At 61.9% G+C, this 18191-nt stretch carries 20 protein-coding genes and 1 riboswitch; of the genes, 8 read left to right on the top strand and 12 right to left on the bottom strand.

Features of this window, described 5'->3' with window-relative positions:
- The 3 genes from BN1127_RS12850 to BN1127_RS12840 all read left to right on the top strand — a co-directional run.
- On the top strand, window positions 1-329 hold a 329-nt coding region (locus tag BN1127_RS12850; protein ID WP_042649727.1), incomplete at its 5' end, for a PepSY-associated TM helix domain-containing protein.
- Between the two features lie 173 nt (window positions 330-502).
- Window positions 503-1540 carry an acyltransferase family protein gene (locus tag BN1127_RS12845; protein ID WP_042649726.1) on the top strand — a complete coding sequence of 346 codons (1038 nt, stop codon included), beginning with the start codon at window positions 503-505 and terminating at the stop codon, window positions 1538-1540.
- Window positions 1541-1715: 175 nt separating this feature from the next.
- Window positions 1716-2150 carry an N-acetyltransferase gene (locus BN1127_RS12840; RefSeq protein ID WP_042649725.1) on the top strand — a complete coding sequence of 145 codons (435 nt, stop codon included), beginning with the start codon at window positions 1716-1718 and terminating at the stop codon, window positions 2148-2150.
- On the opposite strand, the gene BN1127_RS12835 is transcribed toward BN1127_RS12840, so the two are convergent.
- A complete protein-coding gene (locus BN1127_RS12835) occupies window positions 2147-2512 on the bottom strand; it encodes a winged helix-turn-helix transcriptional regulator (RefSeq protein ID WP_042649724.1) in 366 nt (121 codons plus the stop codon). The genes BN1127_RS12840 and BN1127_RS12835 overlap by 4 nt on opposite strands.
- A gap of 121 nt (window positions 2513-2633) precedes the next feature.
- Here BN1127_RS12835 and BN1127_RS12830 point away from each other — a divergent pair, with 121 nt between their 5' ends.
- Window positions 2634-2939, top strand: coding sequence for a monooxygenase (locus tag BN1127_RS12830; protein ID WP_042649723.1), 306 nt, complete (start codon window positions 2634-2636; stop codon window positions 2937-2939).
- A 7-nt stretch (window positions 2940-2946) separates the two neighbouring features.
- Here the strand turns inward: BN1127_RS12830 and BN1127_RS12825 are convergent, their stop codons facing one another.
- Together BN1127_RS12825 and BN1127_RS12820 are read right to left on the bottom strand one after the other, a co-directional pair.
- A complete protein-coding gene (locus BN1127_RS12825) occupies window positions 2947-3444 on the bottom strand; it encodes a GNAT family N-acetyltransferase (RefSeq protein ID WP_042649722.1) in 498 nt (165 codons plus the stop codon).
- 45 nt (window positions 3445-3489) lie between these two features.
- Window positions 3490-4095, bottom strand: coding sequence for an outer membrane beta-barrel protein (locus tag BN1127_RS12820; protein WP_042649721.1), 606 nt, complete (start codon window positions 4093-4095; stop codon window positions 3490-3492).
- Between the two features lie 231 nt (window positions 4096-4326).
- Here BN1127_RS12820 and BN1127_RS12815 point away from each other — a divergent pair, with 231 nt between their 5' ends.
- Complete coding sequence (locus BN1127_RS12815) at window positions 4327-4965, top strand: exopolysaccharide biosynthesis protein (protein ID WP_005328986.1); 639 nt, start codon at window positions 4327-4329, stop codon at window positions 4963-4965.
- A 74-nt stretch (window positions 4966-5039) separates the two neighbouring features.
- Here the strand turns inward: BN1127_RS12815 and BN1127_RS12810 are convergent, their stop codons facing one another.
- Window positions 5040-5930 (bottom strand): sensor domain-containing diguanylate cyclase, encoded by an 891-nt coding sequence (locus BN1127_RS12810; RefSeq protein WP_042649720.1) that lies wholly within the window; start codon window positions 5928-5930, stop codon window positions 5040-5042.
- A 276-nt stretch (window positions 5931-6206) separates the two neighbouring features.
- On the bottom strand, window positions 6207-6788 hold the full coding sequence (locus tag BN1127_RS12805; protein ID WP_042649719.1) for a hypothetical protein: 582 nt from the start codon (window positions 6786-6788) through the stop codon (window positions 6207-6209).
- A 222-nt stretch (window positions 6789-7010) separates the two neighbouring features.
- Here BN1127_RS12805 and BN1127_RS12800 point away from each other — a divergent pair, with 222 nt between their 5' ends.
- Window positions 7011-7646, top strand: coding sequence for a Vat family streptogramin A O-acetyltransferase (locus BN1127_RS12800; RefSeq protein WP_042649718.1), 636 nt, complete (start codon window positions 7011-7013; stop codon window positions 7644-7646).
- A 208-nt stretch (window positions 7647-7854) separates the two neighbouring features.
- Window positions 7855-8397 carry a superinfection exclusion B family protein gene (locus BN1127_RS21535; protein WP_197069649.1) on the top strand — a complete coding sequence of 181 codons (543 nt, stop codon included), beginning with the start codon at window positions 7855-7857 and terminating at the stop codon, window positions 8395-8397.
- A gap of 79 nt (window positions 8398-8476) precedes the next feature.
- Here the strand turns inward: BN1127_RS21535 and BN1127_RS21530 are convergent, their stop codons facing one another.
- The 7 genes from BN1127_RS21530 to thiC form a co-directional block, all read right to left on the bottom strand.
- Window positions 8477-9016 carry an REP-associated tyrosine transposase gene (locus BN1127_RS21530; RefSeq protein ID WP_082030090.1) on the bottom strand — a complete coding sequence of 180 codons (540 nt, stop codon included), beginning with the start codon at window positions 9014-9016 and terminating at the stop codon, window positions 8477-8479.
- Between the two features lie 709 nt (window positions 9017-9725).
- Window positions 9726-10940, bottom strand: coding sequence for a 2-iminoacetate synthase ThiH (thiH, locus tag BN1127_RS12795; protein ID WP_082030089.1), 1215 nt, complete (start codon window positions 10938-10940; stop codon window positions 9726-9728).
- A 17-nt stretch (window positions 10941-10957) separates the two neighbouring features.
- Window positions 10958-11725: a thiazole synthase gene (locus BN1127_RS12790; protein ID WP_042649717.1), complete on the bottom strand. Its 768-nt coding sequence runs from the start codon at window positions 11723-11725 to the stop codon at window positions 10958-10960.
- Window position 11726: 1 nt separating this feature from the next.
- Window positions 11727-11927: a sulfur carrier protein ThiS gene (gene thiS / locus BN1127_RS12785; protein WP_005331003.1), complete on the bottom strand. Its 201-nt coding sequence runs from the start codon at window positions 11925-11927 to the stop codon at window positions 11727-11729.
- 2 nt (window positions 11928-11929) lie between these two features.
- Window positions 11930-12709: a HesA/MoeB/ThiF family protein gene (locus BN1127_RS12780; protein WP_042649716.1), complete on the bottom strand. Its 780-nt coding sequence runs from the start codon at window positions 12707-12709 to the stop codon at window positions 11930-11932.
- Entirely contained in the window at window positions 12699-14258 is a 1560-nt protein-coding gene (gene thiE, locus BN1127_RS12775) for a thiamine phosphate synthase (RefSeq protein ID WP_042649715.1), read from the bottom strand. The genes BN1127_RS12780 and thiE overlap by 11 nt, the downstream gene beginning before the upstream one ends.
- Window positions 14255-16249, bottom strand: a complete 1995-nt coding sequence (thiC, locus tag BN1127_RS12770) for a phosphomethylpyrimidine synthase ThiC (protein WP_042649714.1) — start codon at window positions 16247-16249, stop codon at window positions 14255-14257. The genes thiE and thiC overlap by 4 nt, the downstream gene beginning before the upstream one ends.
- Before the next feature lie 267 nt (window positions 16250-16516).
- A riboswitch (TPP riboswitch) is annotated at window positions 16517-16630 on the bottom strand.
- A gap of 84 nt (window positions 16631-16714) precedes the next feature.
- On the opposite strand from thiC, the gene BN1127_RS21525 reads away from it, so the two are divergent.
- Complete coding sequence (locus BN1127_RS21525; protein WP_197069648.1) at window positions 16715-18175, top strand: aryl-sulfate sulfotransferase; 1461 nt, start codon at window positions 16715-16717, stop codon at window positions 18173-18175.
- Window positions 18176-18191: the final 16 nt, after the last annotated feature.

The following is an 18191-nucleotide window of genomic DNA, read 5'->3' as shown; positions in this document are numbered from 1 at the left end:
CCCCCACAGGCCCCCTTACCCTGCCGGCGCGCTGGGAGCTGCGCGGCGTCACCCTCAGCCAGAGCCTGGCCGCCAGTTATGTGGAGGGTACCCTGCTGGTGCAGACCGAACTGCAGCGGGCCAACCTCGCCGCCAGCCTCAACCGGCTGCATCGCGGCATGGGCACCGGTCTGGCCTGGCAACTGGTCGGCGATCTCGCGGCCCTCTCCATGCTGCTGCTGGCCCTCACCAGTTTGCTGATGTGGAACAAGCTGCACGGCCCGGCCGGCCGTGGCATCGCCCTGCTGCTGACGGGCGCCATCGCGACAGCGCTGGTCGCCCTGCTCTAGGGCTTCTACCGACACCAAAACGGGATCCGCCTCCCACCCGGGGTAACCCTGCCCATCCCCCGGGTAACAAAGGGTAACCGGCCACCGACGGGGGTCACAGTTGGCGGCCCCCCGGCTGGAAGAGGCATGTGCCCGGCTGCTAGGGTGCCGGGTTTCAGCCGTCGGAAACCATCATGCGCATCTCCAGCATCGAGTGCGGGCGAGTCCTGGCCATCCTGGCCGTGATGACCATTCACCTCTCCCCCTTCAGCAATCCGTTCGATCCCACCCTCTGGGACGGCACCCCCTACCTCTGGCTCGGGGCCATCATCAACCAGCTGTGCCGCTTCGCGGTGCCGCTGTTCTTCCTCTGCGCCGGCTACTTCCTGCAACCCGCCCTCGCCGCAGGCAAGCCCATGGCGGTGGCGTTGCGCTACTGCCGCCCCCTGCTGGGACTCTGGCTCGCCTGGAGCCTGCTCTATCTGCTGGTGCCCTTCAACCCGGTCGCGGCCATGACGGAAGGCTATCTGACCAGCATGGCGGGCCAGTGGCAGATGCAGCTGGGGGATCCTCTCAACGCCTGGTGGGTGGGTGGCATGGTCCACCTCTGGTTCCTGCCCGCCCTGATGCTGGCCGTCCTGCTGCTGGCCCTCTGCTGGCGAGTCAGGCTGCCCCGACTGGCTCTGGTGGCGGGCGCCCTGCTCTACGGGCTGGCCCTGATCGGCGGCTCCTATGGCCCGTTGCTGCCAGGGGGCGAGTGGGCCCTGCTGACCCGCAACGGCCCCTTCTTCTCGCTGTTGTTCGTGGCGCTTGGTGCCGAGCTGCGCCTGCGTGGCTGGCAACCGGATGCCAGGCGCAGCGCCCTGCTGATGGTGGCGGGGATGGGGCTCTATGCCCTGGAGGCCGAGGGCCTGCTGCATTTCGCCGCCGTGCCCCTCAACCGTCACGACTTTCTGCTCGGCTCCCTGCCCTGGGCGCTCGGCCTGTTCGGCCTGCTGCTGGCCAACCCAAACTGGGGCAGAGGCAGCTGGCTCGAGCGCCAGGCCCCCAAAGTGTTGGGTCTCTACTGCCTGCACATGATGCTGGTGGTCTGGCTGATGGTGTTCGGCCCCCAGGGCAAGCTGCTGTGGTGGGAGCTGGTGAAGGTGCCGGTGCTGCTGGTGCTCTCCCTGCTCGCCTGCCGACTGCTGGCGACGAACCGGATCAGCGGCTGGCTGCTGCGGGCCCGCTGAAGGGGAACAAGGCATGGGAGGGAGGCAGATCTCTCCCCTACGCCCGCTAACGGCAACAGGCGACCTGCGGGTCGCCTTTTTTGTTACAGGGGCATCACTTTGACCCGCTAGCGGGTGACGACGGGATCTGTGCTGCTACCATGCCCCTCTTTTGACGAATCCAGACGAGACACATATGCAGATCCGCCCCTTCACCCCGGTCGACACCGAGGCCGTCCTCGCCATCTGGCTGGAAGCCTCCCTGCAGGCCCACCACTTCATCGAGCCGAGCTACTGGCACGTCAACCTGGCGCCGATGCGGGAGATCTACCTGCCCGCCGCCGACAGCCAGGTACTCTGCCTGGGTGACCAGCTGCTTGGCTTCTACTCCCTCCACGAGGGCTCCCTGGCAGCCCTCTTCGTGGCCCCCGCGCAGCAAGGGAAAGGGCTGGGCAAGGCTCTGCTCGAGCACGCCAAGGGGCAGTTGCCGGCCCTGCGGCTGCAGGTCTATCAGCAGAACCGGACTGCTTGCGACTTCTATCGCTCGCAAGGATTTCAGGTTGCGGCCGACGCCCTGGATCCCCACACCGGCTGCGCCGAGTGGGTAATGGTCTGGTCGGCGCGGGATTAACTGGGCTCGGTGGGATGAGGTTCTTCGCGGGCCACCGCCGCGTCGCTCGGTGCCAGCAGATCGCCGTGGTTCAGCGCAAAGTCGTGCATCTGCTGCAGCAGGGGGAGAAGGGCCACCCCGAGCGGGCTCAGGGCGTATTCGACCCGGGGCGGGACGTCGGGATAGAGGGTGCGAATGATGACGCCGTCGCTCTCCAGCTCCTTGAGCTGGGCGGTGAGCACCTTCTGGCTCACCTCGGGGAGGCAGCGGCGCAGGTCGCCGAAACGCAGGGTCTGGCTGCGCAGATGAAACAGGATGGCCGGTTTCCATTTACCGGCGAGCAGGCGCAATACCTGATAGGCGGGGCAAGGCAGTGAGGACAAGGGATGACTCGCGAGTGGTTACTTTGGGGTAACTATGCCACCAAAAGGTGCCTTCTTGCGGACAAGATGCCGGCTTCCTATGATGCGGACTCTGTCACTCCATCCACACGAGAGGTGCATCATGCCCAGTTTGCTGCAAATCCATTTCAATTTCCCCCCCGAGCAGATGGGGCCGGCACTGACAGCCGCCGCCATGCCGCTGGCCGAGTCCATCACCCGGGAGCCGGGCTTCATCTCCAAGATCTGGACCGAGAATCCGCGCACCGGCGAGGCGGGCGGCATCTATCTGTTCGAGGATGAGGCGAGCGCCCTCGCCTACGCCACCATGCACGAGCAGCGGGTGCTCGCCATGGGCGCCAGCGCGGTGCAGTACAAGGTGTTTGACGTCAACGAGCCCCTGAGCCGCATCACCAGGGGCATCTCCTGATCCCCGCCTATCGCTCCAGCCGGTAGAGGGTGCCCTGCTGCCAGACGAAGTCCAGCCGCCGGAACAGCCGCTGGCTGGGCAGATTGTCCGGCTCGATATCAGCAAGCAGGGTATGAATGCCAAGCTCCCCGGCATACTCCATCACAGCGCTCAGCGCCTCGCCCATCAGGCCCCGTCCCCAATGGCTGCGTGCCAGCATGCAGCCGAGCTCTGCCTGAGGCAGACCGGTCTCGAAGCTGTGCAGGCCGCAGGTGCCGACGAGGTGGCCACTCTCCCGCAGGACCAATCCCCATTCCAGGGATTCCCCTACAGCCAGCAAACGTTCGACGCTTGCCAGCATCTGCGAGACGGTAGCAAGTTCAGGAAACGGCTGCTCCCCGACGAAGCGCATCACCTCGGGATCCCCGTAGATGGCGAACAGATCAGCACTGTCCTGCACGCCGAGCGGGCGCAGCAGCAGCCTGGGGGTCAGCAGAACGGGCAGTTCACGGGGCAGGGGTAGCACAGGGTCACATCACCTTGTCTGATTAAGGGAGCCCCATCATGGGGCTCAGAACCTCAGGGTCAAGCCGATATTGGCCTGCCACTGGGTGAGCAGATCCCCCCGCACCCGGAAGGCGCAGACCTCGGGGTTGCAGAGAAATGCGCTGTCGTCGTTGAGCAGGGAGCCGTAGCCGCGCACCTCGGCCCGCAGCGCCAGATGTTCCCCCAGGCGCGGCTGTACCCCGAGCGCCAGGGACATGGAGGGGGCCGTCTCGCTGTCGTAGGCATCGAAGCGGGTCACCCCGATCCCGGCGCCTATATAGGGCGCCATCAGGTTGTCCGAGAGGGTCAGGGCCCCGGCGAAGTGCAGGGTATCCACCGTCAGCCTGTCCGGCTGATCCGGGGAGACGGGGGTGGATTGATGGCTGTAGAGCAGCTCTATCATGCCGGGATCATCCACCTCCCGGCTGATGAAGAGGCCCCAGTTGCCCGAGCTCTCCCCCTGCAGGGAGCCTACGTGGGGCGTGGGGGCGGGTTCATCCATCGCCTCGAAGTCGATGGACGAGCTATAACCCAGGAAAGGGGTCAGCTGCCAACCCGGCGCGGCAGGCTCGACCGCCCAGCCCGTCAGCGGCAAGCACAGTCCCAGCACCATCATCGTCGCTCGCGTCACGCTCTTCTCCCTAGTTGCATGGATTGCGTCAAAAGCATATCAGAGCCTGTTCCATCCGACCCTGGATGGTGGCTGTATCGCCCCATTTTGGCGACCCGCCCCCGCCCCCGTTCCCTGCCCTCTCTTTCCATCAAAACTTGCGCCGGCTCACATTATTCATCTGGGATTAACCTCTGCCACGTAAGCTGACGGCGCCACAGGGGTGGCATCAACAGGATGAGGATCTCAGGAATGGTTGCCGCGCAACTCAACGACCCACAAAGCACGCTCTCCGATACCCTGAGGGCCACCGCCCACGCCATCGAGGAGAGCCACATCAGCCTCAAGGAGATGCTGGCCCTGGTGGGTGAGCAGGGCATGCTGCTGTTTTGCGTGCTGCTCACCGTCCCCTTCCTGTTGCCGGTCTCCATCCCGGGCGTCAGTACGCCCTTTGGCCTGCTGATCCTCTTCATCGGCATCGGCATCACCCTCAACCGGGTACCCTGGCTGCCCGCCATCCTGATGGAGCGCCGCTTCGCCGCCGAGCACCTCAAGCCAGCCCTGCACAAGGGGGCCGATCTGCTGGCCCGCATCGACCGTTTCATCCGGCCGCGCCTGCTGCTGCTGACCGGCAGCTCCACAATCAATCGCTGCAACGGCCTGCTGATCATGCTGGCGGCCCTGCTGCTGATGCTGCCGCTCGGCGCCATTCCCTTCACCAACGCCATGCCCGCCTGGGCCATACTGCTGCTGGCCATCGGCATGCTGCAACGGGACGGCCTCTTCGTCGCCCTCGGCTACGCCCTGGTCACTGCCACCCTGGTCTGGTTCAGCGTGCTGGCCATCGGCCTGCTGATGGCGGGCCAGAACATCTCGACGCTGTTTGGCTGAGACGGGCGCAGACACAGACAAATGAAGGAGGGCGACACAGGGTCGCCCTCCTTCGTTGCAAGCCTGGGTGATGTTCAGGGATCCCCGTCATGGGCCACCTGGTTGCGCCCGCCCCGCTTGGCCCGATAAAGCCACTCGTCCGCCCGGGCCAGCACTGTGCCGAGATCTTCCCCCGGCCGGATCAGGGTGGTGCCCAGACTGACTGTGACGGGGGCCGGATCCGGCTCCATGGCCGCCACCGCGGCGCGGATCCGCTCCGCCACCTTCAGCAATATCTCCTCGTCTATCTGCGGCAGCAGGATCAGAAACTCCTCGCCGCCGCTGCGCACGAACAGATCCTCTCCCCGCAACTGGGCGGACACGCAGTCGCAGACGCGGCACAACACCTTGTCCCCGGCCTGATGGCCGTAACGATCGTTGATCTGCTTGAAGTGATCGAGATCCAGCATGATGAGGCCGGTGAGCGGCTGACCCTGCACCCTCTGGTGGTACTGATCGAAGAAGAAGTGGCGATTGTAGAGGCCGGTGAGCTGATCCGTCTCCCCAAGCCGCTTGAGCCGCCGCTGCAGCTCGTGCTGGCGGGTGATGTTGCGGGTCATCCAGGCCACGGCCCGCTTGCCGTCATAGAGGGAGGGCAGCGGCGCTATCTTGCCCTCGAAGCGCTGCATCCCCTGGGGACCCGCCTCGGCATCGATGCCATCCACCTCGGCGGGGGAGAGATCGTACTCCACCACCTGCACCTGGCCGCTGGCCAGGGCACGCGCCACCTGCTCCATCACCCAGAACGCCTTGTCTGCCGGCAGCACGTCGAACAACCGCTTGCCGATCAGCGGGTTGCCATCCTGGTATGACTGCTGCTCCACCCCGCCGATGTACTCGATGTAATGACCATCTTCACTGAGAATGAAGACGGGATCGGGCAGCTGGGTCATCACTTCATAGAGTTGTGCCACTGAGAGCGCCATCTGTGCTCCTTTTTGTCTGCGGGGAGGGCCCTGTGTTGTCTGTTATACACGACCCGTGCAGTATCGCATACGGCCCGGACGCCGTGGCAACGTGGAGGCAGAACCCGCGGGTGCGGTAGTGAACGGCTATCCCCCGGGCCCGCAGTCAGTACCCGCAAGGGGGATATGGCGCCCCTCGGCCCATGACAGGCGCTCGCGGCGAGCGCGCTGGCGCCTTGATACAAAAACGCCATCGAGAGGAGCTCGATGGCGTTTTCGGTGACCGTGATGAGGGGATCAGCGGCTGGCAGAGCGGTTCCCGCTCCAGAGCAGCTCGCCGCTCTTCAGATCCATCAGGCTCATGGCGAGGCGGTAGCGGCCCCCCTCGGAGACGAGATCCCCGTAGAGCATGTAACCGGCCCCGGTCTGGCGACCCAGACGCACCAAAGAGGCCGGATTCATCCCCCCCTGCTGATACTCGAGCTGGCTGGTGATGGCTGATACCTGGCCGGGATCGGCGAAGCTAAAGCCGCCCTGTTTCTGAATCCGCTGGATCATGGCCACCGCCATGGACTGGGTGTTGAACGACTCACCCGTGCCGTTCTGAGGGGCCATCAACAGCAGCACAGGGCTGCCGTCCCGGGTCAGTGCCTGCACCTCGGGGGCCTTCAAGAAAGCATCCGCCATGGCGACCGCCAGCCCGGTCGGTGCCACGGGTTTGGGCGGCGGCTTGACCGCCTCGGGTTCAGCCACCGGTTTCTCTGGCTGACTCACCGGCTTGTCCGGTTCGCCGACCGGCGCCGGGGTGCCGCCATAAGGATTGACCGCACAACCGCCCAGCAGCAGGGCACCCACCATCAACAAGGAACGCAGCTTCATCTTTTCTCTCCGCCAGAAGTCCGTGGAACGGACTTCGCCAAAAGCCCGCATGACGGAGCCCGGCTCCGCCTCCCTCCCATGCTAGAGATAAACCGGCCCCGGGTCGATGCGCATATGGGACGGGGGCGACAAAGGTTGGCGAACCGGGCCGTACAAAAAGGTGGCGAGGGGCCGTCCGGTTCCGTTAGGGTAGCCTGAGCCCAGATCCCAGAGGAGCACCCCATGCACGGACCCGACCCCGCCAATCCCCACCCCATGGAGGGCTTCCCCCAGATGTGCTTTATCAAGAACACCATCAAGGGGCCCAATATCGAGGTGGGCGACTACAGCTACTACGACGACCCGGAGGATTCCGCAGGCTTTGAGCGCAACGTCCTCTACCACTTCCCCTTCATCGGCGACAAGCTGATCATCGGCAAGTTCTGCGCCATCGCCCGCGGGGTCAAGTTCATCATGAACGGTGCCAACCACCAGAGCTCCGGCTTCTCCACCTACCCCTTCTTCATCTTCGGCAACGGCTGGGAGAGCGCCGCCCCCGCACCGGGCAGCCTCCCCTACAAGGGAGATACCGTCATCGGCAACGATGTCTGGATTGGCTATGACGCCCTGATCATGCCGGGCGTCAGGGTCGGCAACGGCGCCATCATCGCCGCCCGCTCCGTGGTCACCACCGACGTGCCCGACTACGCCGTCGTCGGCGGCAACCCCACAAAAGTGATCCGCTACCGCTTCGACGACGACACCATAGCCCGTCTCAACGCCCTCGCTTGGTGGGACTGGCCGGTGGAACAGATCAGCCGGAATTTGAAATTGATCAGCGGCGGGGACATTAGTGAGTTGGAGACGGTGGGGTTATAGGGAGTAATCAGGGCGAATAGGGTAAGACTCGCATCAAAAAATGTGCGGCTGTAGTGGTAAAACGTCGTCACCAAGTAGGTGCAGCTCATAACAACACTGGGCATATCACATCAAAAGACTCCAATGCTTCATTCATAATTCCATCGGAAGTACACTGGTCTACATGTCATGATAGTAATTTTGATAATTTTCAGGAGAAAGCGAAACAATGATTGATAAACTGACAGCGTTTTCTGACTATTTCATAAAAATACCAGCTGCATTCTTAGTAGCCATTATATCTGTTCTTGGTCTCATTTTATTTTTGCCAGAAGGATATTCTAAAACTCTAGCTGTAGACGGCTTTAGAAATGAATATAGAGTTTTTTTGGGCCCGGCTTTTCTACTCACGCTATCATTTTGCGCAGCCAGACTATTCCATTTTTTGATGCAGGGATATCGTCAGAGACAAACACTCAAGAAACGACAGGCGGTACTTCATAATTTGACTCCAGAGGAAAAAGGTTACCTGATAGCATACATAGAAGAACAGCAGAACACGGTTTATGTTGGTATGGATGATGGAGTAATGGCTGGACTACGTGCAAAAGGTATTACCTATCTGGCAGCAAGAATGGGCGATATGCGTAATGGTTTTGCATTTAATCTACAACCTTGGGCTCGCGAATATTTGGATAAAAACCCAAACTTATTGGATGGCTATGCTGGCGCTCCAATGACTCCACACCAAAAGCTACATTCAAGATGGTAGCACCTCTATGTCTCGAGATTAAAAAGGAGGTGCAATGCGCTCCGCTTATTGCACCCTACGTTAACCACGTTAATGCCGACTATTTATTGTCGTGTGGCATTTCATATTCTGGCATGGAGGTATCGCCCCATGATAATGGATACCTGCCCTGCTGAACCCAACGATGGAAGGTGGAATATGGCCAATCTTTTGGGGCTGTAACCAATCCATGTTTGACGGGATTGATGTGGATGTAATCGAGATGATGATTGAAATCTTCCTGATCGCGGATCAGATGCTCCCAATAGCGACGCTGCCAAATACCCCGCTCACCACGACGCCAACGAGATTCTGAGCGAGCCTCCGAATTGGGGATTGCTCGTGAAAACTTGCTTTTGATTTGGCGCCAGCGCAACGGAAAATTGGTATCCCCTTCCGGCAGCTCAAGCAAGGCATGCAGATGTTCGGGCAAGACAACCCAGCCGTGGATCCGGAATGGATGATTCTCTTGCACCTCCCTGACAACCTTTCTCAACAGATCGATCCGTTCGACCAGTAGATGGTTGTTCTGACGTTCAGCCAGCACGACCGTAAAAAACCAGGTTCCCCCCGGTTGCCATGCCCGTTTGTAATTCGCCATGCCTTGCCCAATCCACAATCAACCATGTCGTTAAATGTGGTTCAAACGGAGCAAAACGTAGGGTGCAATGAACGAAGTGAATTGCACCTCGATCTCCCCACCAAACAAAAGCGGTGCAATGCGCTCCGCTTATTGCCCCCTACGACTACCCCCTGAGGTTATGGTGGGCACGGTTTTGGTTCCCCCTCCAGTCCGCCGAGGGGAAGAGGCAAGGTCAGGAGCGCCATCAGGGATGATGGCGCAGACGCTGCCGGCACAGGGGCCAGATCGGGAAAGGGCGAGCACAGCTCGACCCGATTTGGCGCGAGAACAGGATGTTCGAAGCGGACTTTGGCCGAAGCCATGGATGGCGAAGGCCAAAGTGCCGTCTGCGGCGGTCCGTCCGACCTTGCACCTGACCCGAGGGAAACCGCGCAGCGGTCGGATTGGCGGGGGAAAAGACCTTTGGTGACTTTGGGTCTTTCCAAAGTCACTCGCCCCAGCCCGAAGGGCGGGCGAAACCCCTTCGAGGCCAGCGGCCTCGCGTCCTGCACGGCAAGGCCGTGCCATACACAACGGCTCCTGCCGCCAACACCATGCCTCGGAACGGACGATTACGCCTACCGGCTAATCGACCCTACGATTGCACGGCGCAGCCGTGCCTGCTTGCCACAGGCACGGAGTCTGGCTGAACGCCCCGGATGCCACCGATAAAGGGGGCCTGGCGCCCCTATCGGCCCAAAAACGATTCCCAGTCCTTGAACACCGGCTGCAACCCGGCCTGCCGCACGGCATCGGCCACGTCGCCCAGGGTGCGATCGTCGTGGATGGCAAACTGCTCCAGCTCCTCCGCATCCCCTTCGGCGTAGCCGCCCGGCTGGGTGCGCGATTCCGCCGACATCTGGGTGATGCCAAGGCGCAGGGCGCCGTTGCGAAACGCCGGGGACTCTCGGGTGGAGAGGGACAAGTCCAGGGTCGGCGAGAAGAGGCGCCAGGCGCAGATAAGCTGCACCAGCTGGCGGTCCGACATGGTCACCTCGGGCTCCAGCCCCCCGGTGCAGGGGCGCAGCCGCGGGAAGGAGAGGGAATAGCGGCTCTGCCAGTGGTGGCGCTCCATCCAGGCGAGGTGCTCGGCCACGAAGTAGCTGTCGGCGCGCCAGTCCGGTGACAGGCCGATCAGCGCCCCCAGGCCAATCTTGTCGATGCCGGCGCGCCCCAGCCGGTCCGGGGTGGCGAGGCGCCACGCGATGTCCTGCTTGTTGCCGCGCAGGTGATGGCGGGCGTAGGCGGGGGCGTGATAGGTCTCCTGGTAGACCATAACGGCATCTAATCCCAAGGTTTTCAGCTCGGCATATTCCGCTTGCGACAGGGGCTGCACCTCCATCGCCAGGGTACTGAAGTGGCGGCGGATCCGTGGCAGATGCTCGCGAAAGTAGTCCATGCCGACCTTGGTCTCGTGCTCGCCGGTCACCAGCAGCACGCTGTCGAAGCCGCGCGCCTTGAGGGCCAGGCACTCGCGCTCGATCTCTTCGCTATTCAGGGTCTTGCGCTTCAAGCGGTTGCTCATGGAGAAGCCGCAGTAGGAGCAGTCGTTGGCGCACAGGTTCGATAGATAGAGCGGCACGTAAAAACCCACTGTGTTGCCGAAACGCTGGCGGGTGAGGCGCTCAGCCAGCTCCGCCATCCGGGGTAGGAAGGGCTCGGCGGCCGGGGAGATCAGCGCCATAAAATCGCTCAGGGTGCGGCGCGGTGCGCTCAGGGCACGCTCCACATCCAGGGCCGTCTTGGCGCGGATCTGCATGCCCACGTCGTCCCAGTCCAGCTCCTGCCAGCGGTCGATAAAGGAAGGCTCCTCAGCCCTCACCCCCAACCCCTCTCCCAAAGGGAGAGGGGAGCTATCACTCGGGCGCACTTGGGGTGGTGCGAAAGGCTCGAAGTCACTCATCGTTCCAGCCTCATGACTCATAGCGCCCCCAGAAAATCGGTCAGGGGGCTGGAGGCCTGAGCCTGGCTGCCGCGCGCCCCGAGGCCCGCCTTATAGGCGCTGCGACCGGCCTCGCAGGCCAGCGCGAAGGCACGGCCCATGGCGACCGGATCGCCGCTCACGGCAATCGCCGTGTTGACCAGCACCGCATCGGCGCCGAGCTCGAAGGCGGCGGTCGCATGGCTAGGGGCACCTATGCCCGCATCCACCACCACGGGCACCTTGGCCTGCTCGACGATGATGGAGAGGAACTCCCGGGTCACCAGCCCCTGATTGGAGCCGATGGGGGCGCCCAGCGGCATGACGGCGGCGCAGCCCACCTCTTCGAGCCGTTTGCAGAGCACGGGATCGGCGCCGCAATAGGGCAGCACCACGAAGCCCTCTTTCACCAGTTGTTCGGCGGCCTTGAGGGTCTCTATGGGGTCTGGCAGCAGGTATTTGGGATCGGGGTGGATCTCCAGCTTGAGCCAGTTTGTGCCGAGCGCCTCTCGGGCCAGGTGGGCGGCAAACACCGCCTCGGCGGCTGTCTTGGCGCCGGAGGTGTTGGGCAACAGCTTGACCCCGAGGGCCAGCAGCGGCGTGAGGATATCATCGTGGCGCTTGCCGGGCTCGAGGCGCTTGATGGCCATGGTCACCAGCTGGGAGCCGCTCGCCGCTATGGCGGCCGCCATCAAGTCGGGACGGGCAAACTTGCCGGTGCCGGTAAAGAGGCGCGATGAGAAGATATGGTTCGCTATGGTCAGCATCTCAGCCTCCGGCGATGGCAGTGAAAAGGTGGATCTCGTCCCCGTCATTGAGGCGGGTGTCTGGCCAGCGGCTGCGGGGCAACACGGCGCCGTTGAGGGCCACCGCCACCCCCTGAGGAGCAATCTCCTGCACCGCCAGCAACTCAGTCAGGCGCTGGCCGGTGGGCAGCGTCAGCTCGATATCGTTCAATCGGATCTTCATGGTTAATCCTTCAGGGCCGGGTTGGTGCTGCCGCAGACCGGGCAGTCGGGGTCGGCGGGCAGGCGCAAGGTCTGCCATTCATGGGCCAGGGCATCGAAGCGGCGCAGGGTGCCCGCCACCGGGCTGGGGCGCCCCAGCAGCAGCTTGAGTGCTTCCAGCGCCTGCAATGAGCCCATCACCCCCACCAGGGGGCCGGTGACGCCGCTGCTCTGGCAGCTCTCCCTTACTTCGGTATCAGCCGGGTAGAGGCAGGCGTAGCAGGCATGCTCAGGGGCGCTGCGCGCCATCAGCTGACCCTGCCAGCCGACGGCGGCCGCCGAGATCCAGGGCTTGCCCTGCTCGACGCAGGCGGCGTTGATGGCGTGGCGGCTGGCGAGGTTGTCGCAGCAGTCGACAACCAGATCCACCTCGGCCACGAAGCCGGGCAGGCTAGTCCCATCGAGACGCTGGTTGATGGCGATCAGCTCCACATGGGGGTTGTGGGCAGCCAACCGCTCCCGGGCCAGCTCCGCCTTGGAGCGGCGCAGCCCCTCCCCATCGAACAGGATCTGGCGCGGCAGGTTGCTGGAATCCAGGGTGTCGCCGTCGGCGAGCCAGAGCGTCCCCACCCCGGCCCCGGCGAGATAGAGGGCCAGCGGCGAACCGAGGCCACCCAGGCCGACGATCAGCACCGACTTGCCCTTGAGCCTCACCTGCCCCTCTTCCCCTATCTCGGCCAGCATCAGCTGCCTGCCGTATCTCAGGTACTCTTCGTCACTCAGCGACGCCTCGTCAGAGAGCATGTTCCACCTCCTGCGCTGCTCTGGCGGAGCGCGCCGGATCCCCGGCCCCCACGGCAGCCAGCAGACGAGCCGTGGCCCCTCGCCAGTCGTCACTCCCTGTGATGGCGGAGACCAGGGCGATACTGCCGACCCCGCTTGCCTGCACCGCAACCACGCGATCCTCGCCGATGCCGCCGATGGCGACAGTCGGCCAGGCCTGCATCAGGGCGCGGTAGTGATGCAACCGCACCAGCCCCTGGGGGCGGGACGGCATCGCCTTGGTATTGGTGGGGAAGATATGGCCGAGCGCTATATAGGAGGGGGCGAGTTCGCGGGCCCGCATCAGCTCGAAGTAGCCGTGGGTGGAGATGCCAAGGCACAGCCCGGCGGCCTGGATGGCGGCGAGATCCGCCGTTTCCATATCCTCCTGACCCAGATGCACACCGTAAGCACCAGCCTCGATGGCCTGCTGCCAGTAATCATTGATAAAGAGCCGGGCCCCGAAGCGGCTCCCCAGGGCCACCGCCGCTGCAATGGCGGGCATCACTGCATCGGCGGGCAGATCCTTGATGCGCAGTTGCAGTGTCCTGACCCCGGCTTCCAGCAGCCGCTCCAACCACTGCACCGAATCCACCACCGGATAGAGGCCAAGGTGGTGTTCGGTCGAGGCAAAGGGCCCTTGTGGCAGGCGAGCGCTGCTCGCCTCATAAAGGCCAAAGCGGCGATCCAGCGTTGATCCCGCCAGCACGGCGCGGGGGAAGTGGGCAAGATCCCCGGGCCAACCGAGATGGGCGATAGGGCCTGGGCCCGATCCCACTCCCTGCGCTGCCGCCAACCCCTGTTGCAGGTAGGCGCGCGCCAGGGTGATGGCGTCTTCCACCGGGTAATCCAGCGCCACCACGGCGGCGATGGCGCTGGCGTAACAGCAGCCGGTGCCGTGGCCATGGCGGGTATTCAGGCGCGGCGCCGCGAGCCAGAACTCGCGGAGCTCATCCTGGTAGTAGTCCAGACAGAGATCCCCGCCCCACTCAAGGTGACCGCCCTTCACCAGGACGGCGCGGGCACCGAGCTCCCGCAGCCTGGCCGCGCCCGCTCTTACCAGCGCGGGGTTGGTCGCCGGAATGCCGGTCAGGGCTTCCAGCTCGGGGCCGTTGGGGGTGATGAGCGACAGCCTTGGCAACAGGTGCTCGCGCACCGCCGCCAGCATGTTGGGCTCCGCCATAGGGGTGCCAGTGCTGGCGATGGCCACCGGGTCATAGACCACGAAGGGGGCGCTTAACGTATCGAGCCGCCGGGCCAGCACCTCCACATGGAGCCGGGTCGGCAGCAGACCGATCTTGATGGCGGCCGGGGGCAGATCGACGCCGAGGGCGTCGATCTGGGCGCAGAAGGTCTGCATCAGCACAGGATCCACCATCTTCACCGCCACCGAATTCTGGGCCGTGATGGCGGAGATGACGGAGCAGCCGTGCACCCCGAGGGCGTGCATCGTATGCAGATCGGCCTGAATGCCGGCACCCCCCCCGGAATCTGAACCGGCTATGGTCCAGACGATGGGTTTGGTGCTCATGCTTCTTCCTGCTCCTCTTTGAGGGCAGCCGCCTGATGGTAGAGCTCGCCCCCCTTCTCCTTGAATGTCTCCGCCATACGGTGCATCCCGCTTTCCACCTCGGCCACCACCCGCTCCTGCTGGCCATCCATGCCCACCAGTTTCACCTCGACCGCTTCCAGCTTGGCGGCGTAGTCACGCACGTCCTGGGTGATCTTCATGGAGCAGAACTTGGGGCCGCACATGGAGCAGAAGTGGGCCACCTTGCCGGACTCCTGGGGCAGGGTCTCGTCGTGGTAGGCACGGGCGGTCTCGGGATCCAGCGCCAGGTTGAACTGATCCTCCCAGCGGAACTCGAAGCGCGCCTTGGACATGGCGTTGTCGCGGATCTGGGCGCCCGGGTGCCCCTTGGCAAGGTCGGCGGCATGGGCGGCGATCTTGTAGGTGATGAGGCCCTGCTTCACGTCCTCCTTGTTTGGCAGCCCCAGGTGCTCCTTGGGGGTGACGTAGCAGAGCATGGCGCAGCCGTACCAGCCGATCATGGCGGCGCCTATGCCGGAGGTGAAGTGATCGTAGCCGGGGGCTATGTCTGTGGTGAGCGGGCCCAGGGTGTAGAAAGGCGCCTCGTGGCAGTGCTCGAGCTGCTCCGTCATGTTGCGCTCTATCATGTGCATGGGCACGTGACCCGGCCCCTCTATCATCACCTGGACGTCGTACTCCCAGGCGATTTTGGTGAGCTCGCCCAGGGTGTGCAGCTCGGCGAACTGGGCCTCGTCGTTGGCGTCATAGACGGAGCCCGGACGCAGGCCGTCGCCCAAAGAGAGCGCCACGTCGTAGGCGGCGCAGATCTCGCAGATCTCGCGGAAATGCTGGTAAAGGAAGTTCTCCTTGTGGTGGGAGAGGCACCACTTGGCCATGATGCTGCCGCCACGGGAGACGATGCCGGTGAGGCGCTTGGCGGTCATGGGCACGTAGTGCAGCAGCACGCCGGCATGGATGGTGAAGTAGTCCACCCCCTGCTCGGCCTGTTCCAGCAGGGTGTCGCGGAACAGCTCCCAGGTGAGATCCTCGGCGATGCCGTTGGTCTTCTCCAGCGCCTGATAGATGGGCACAGTGCCGATGGGCACAGGGCTGTTGCGCAGTATCCACTCGCGGGTCTCGTGGATGTAGCGGCCGGTGGAGAGATCCATGACGGTGTCGGCGCCCCAACGGGTGGACCACACCAGCTTCTCCACTTCCTCCTCGATGCTGGAGGTGACCGCCGAGTTGCCTATGTTGGCGTTGATCTTCACCAGGAAGTTGCGGCCTATGATCATGGGCTCGGCTTCCGGATGGTTGATGTTGCTCGGGATGATGGCGCGGCCGGCGGCCACTTCATCGCGCACAAATTCGGGGGTGATGTTCTCGGGCAGGCGGGCGCCGAAGCCCTGGCCCGGATGCTGGCGCAGCAGCAACTCGGAGCGCACCCGCTCGCGACCCATGTTCTCGCGAATGGCGATGAACTCCATCTCGGGGGTGACCATCCCCTGACGGGCGTAGTGCAGCTGGGTCACCCGGCGACCCGGCTTGGCGCGCAGCGGCTTGGGCAAATTATCGAAACGCAGGTGATCCAGCCCCTCGTCGGCGAGGCGCTCCTGGGTGAAGGCGGAGCTGAGATCATCCAGGGCTTCGGTGTCGCCACGCTCCAGCACCCAGTTTTCACGCAGGCGCGGCAGACCGCGGCGCACGTCTATCTCGGCGCTCTCGTCCCCATAGGCCCCCGAGGTGTCGTAGACGGGCACGGGATCGTTCGGCTCGAACTGGGGCTCCTCCTTGCTGCCGCCGACGAAGGTGTCAGCCAGGACGATCTCCCGCAGCCCCACCCGGATATCGGGACGGGAACCCTGGATGAAAATGCGTCTGGAGTTGGGATGGGCCATGCCCTTGAGGTTGTCGATAAAGGCCTGGGCACTGGAGCGCTGCTCCCGGCGGCTGGCGGGCACGGACTTGCTGTTTTCAGAAGAGGTAGACATAGCAAAACTCACATTAACTGGTTGAAGTTATGGGTGTTTGCTTGTCTGGAGTTCGAGGAGAAGTGATGAACTTGCAATCTGGGTGCGCTCTCGAGAGGGAGCGAGCGCGGGATGCATCATCCCTGCTCTGCCGTCCCGCCCCCTTGTGGGGGACATTCGCCGCCCTGACGGGCAAGCGGTGGGACGACCGCCCTCCTGTGCGCCTGTTCTTGCCCGGGGTTCCCCCTCCTGGCAAGGGGGAAGTGGCGACTCCCCCGGCGCGGCAACTCGCAAGTTACCCTTGTTTCCCTTCGCAGGTCTTAACCTGATCAGGTTCCACGGATCCCGAATTAACGGTCTCAGCTTTGCGTCGTTCGACGGTCAGCACTCCGACAAGATGGCGCCAGTATATACGGCCTATCTTTTAACTCAACCATGATTTTTTCACTACAATGAATCTTGTTCATTAACATAGGGATGATGTTTATGATGAACCACAAAAAAATACTTATTCTTGGCATGTGCTGTTTCGGCTTATATGGATGCGACAGTAGCAATGACAGCAAGACTCTGGCCGAGCAATCTGCTTATGACCCTGCGACACAGGTTATTGAAGATGATCAGCATACGTCAGTGTTTATTTCGGCATTAAATATGAATGGACTGGATACTGGCAAAATAAAAAACATCTCCTTCCGTATAAAGACAAAAGATGGCAATTTTGCCAAGCCTGTCTCTGCCACATATGATTGGAGCTATCTATCCAACAATGGACTATTTGACGCTACAAATAACAGTATCCAAGTTCCAATATTTGGCCTCTACAGCGACTATCTGAATGAACTCACAATAGACATTCAGTATATCGATGACAGCATCTACTCATTTCAGAAGATGATCCCCGCGGCCACCTATGTTGACAGTGCGGGTATTTATGACAACGTTGGCATCAGCATAAAGCCCACCGTCACACCAAGTTATAGTTATTTCTATCTAAAAGGGGCACTGAAATCTCCGATCATCATGGATGTCGATGGTGAGGTACGCTGGGATGCAGACATTAAAAGAGTATCCAGCTCATCTGCTTTTATAAAAAATGCATTCTGGACAGGGACAATAAAAGGTAAAGCCACCGCTATTGATGTATTGTCTCTGTATGGTAAGGCTGATGTTTTACACATCAATGGTACAGTTATGGGTAGCGATGCTTATTTTCATCATAATATAGACTTTGGTAAACAAGGCATGTTAATTGAACTCGATGGCACCACAGATGGAACGTTGAAAATAGAATCATTTTTAATTGAGATAGATGGGTCTGGCAATGTGATTAAAGAATGGGACCTCGGTAAGATATTTTCTGAATATATGGTGCAGGAGGGGGATGACCCCAGCAACTTTGTCAGAAATGGTGCGGACTGGTTCCACATAAACGCAGCCACTTATGATCCAGCTGATGACACCTTACTGATCTCCAGCCGTGAAAACTTCGTGGTGAAACTGGATTACAACACAGGGAAGATCATCTGGTTGCTGGGGGACGAAACCAAGCACTGGTACTCCTACCCTTCTTTACAGAAGCTGGCTCTATCACTCTCCTCAGGACAAGTGCCTATAGGGCAGCACGCAGTATCTATAACCAAAGAAGGGAAATTGATGCTGTTCAACAACGGACGGAGAAGTTTCAATAACCCATCTGGCACTCCTGCTGGCATCGACCTCGCGACCAGCCAAGCTACCATCTTCGACATTGACAGTCAGAACAGAACTGGTCAGATGATTTGGAGCTTTGATGATGGTATTTATTCAGATATCTGCTCGAGTATTTATCAGGACCAGCTATCTGCCCAAGGAGACTTTCTGATCAACTACGCTGTCGCCGACAACAGAACCCGTGTCATCATTCAGGGGATAAACCAGGACCAGCAGAAGCTCTTCGAGTTGTAACCGTTCACCGGGACGG

The sequence above is a fragment of the Aeromonas media genome (assembly GCF_000819985.1).
Lineage (GTDB): Bacteria > Pseudomonadota > Gammaproteobacteria > Enterobacterales > Aeromonadaceae > Aeromonas > Aeromonas media.
This window is presented reverse-complemented; position numbering and strand designations above follow the sequence as displayed.

Bases quoted from the DNA above. Each gene is read 5' to 3' on its own strand.
- BN1127_RS12845 (WP_042649726.1), top strand. From the start codon at position 503: ATGCGCATCTCCAGCATCGAGTGCGGGCGAGTCCTGGCCATCCTGGCC.
- BN1127_RS12840 (WP_042649725.1), top strand. From the start codon at position 1,716: ATGCAGATCCGCCCCTTCACCCCGGTCGACACCGAGGCCGTCCTCGCC.
- BN1127_RS12830 (WP_042649723.1), top strand. From the start codon at position 2,634: ATGCCCAGTTTGCTGCAAATCCATTTCAATTTCCCCCCCGAGCAGATG.
- BN1127_RS12815 (WP_005328986.1), top strand. From the start codon at position 4,327: ATGGTTGCCGCGCAACTCAACGACCCACAAAGCACGCTCTCCGATACC.
- BN1127_RS12810 (WP_042649720.1), bottom strand. From the start codon at position 5,930: ATGGCGCTCTCAGTGGCACAACTCTATGAAGTGATGACCCAGCTGCCC.
- BN1127_RS12805 (WP_042649719.1), bottom strand. From the start codon at position 6,788: ATGAAGCTGCGTTCCTTGTTGATGGTGGGTGCCCTGCTGCTGGGCGGT.
- BN1127_RS12800 (WP_042649718.1), top strand. From the start codon at position 7,011: ATGCACGGACCCGACCCCGCCAATCCCCACCCCATGGAGGGCTTCCCC.
- BN1127_RS21535 (WP_197069649.1), top strand. From the start codon at position 7,855: ATGATTGATAAACTGACAGCGTTTTCTGACTATTTCATAAAAATACCA.
- BN1127_RS21530 (WP_082030090.1), bottom strand. From the start codon at position 9,016: ATGGCGAATTACAAACGGGCATGGCAACCGGGGGGAACCTGGTTTTTT.
- thiH (WP_082030089.1), bottom strand. From the start codon at position 10,940: ATGAGTGACTTCGAGCCTTTCGCACCACCCCAAGTGCGCCCGAGTGAT.
- BN1127_RS12790 (WP_042649717.1), bottom strand. From the start codon at position 11,725: ATGCTGACCATAGCGAACCATATCTTCTCATCGCGCCTCTTTACCGGC.
- thiS (WP_005331003.1), bottom strand. From the start codon at position 11,927: ATGAAGATCCGATTGAACGATATCGAGCTGACGCTGCCCACCGGCCAG.
- BN1127_RS12780 (WP_042649716.1), bottom strand. From the start codon at position 12,709: ATGCTCTCTGACGAGGCGTCGCTGAGTGACGAAGAGTACCTGAGATAC.
- thiE (WP_042649715.1), bottom strand. From the start codon at position 14,258: ATGAGCACCAAACCCATCGTCTGGACCATAGCCGGTTCAGATTCCGGG.
- thiC (WP_042649714.1), bottom strand. From the start codon at position 16,249: ATGTCTACCTCTTCTGAAAACAGCAAGTCCGTGCCCGCCAGCCGCCGG.
- BN1127_RS21525 (WP_197069648.1), top strand. From the start codon at position 16,715: ATGATGAACCACAAAAAAATACTTATTCTTGGCATGTGCTGTTTCGGC.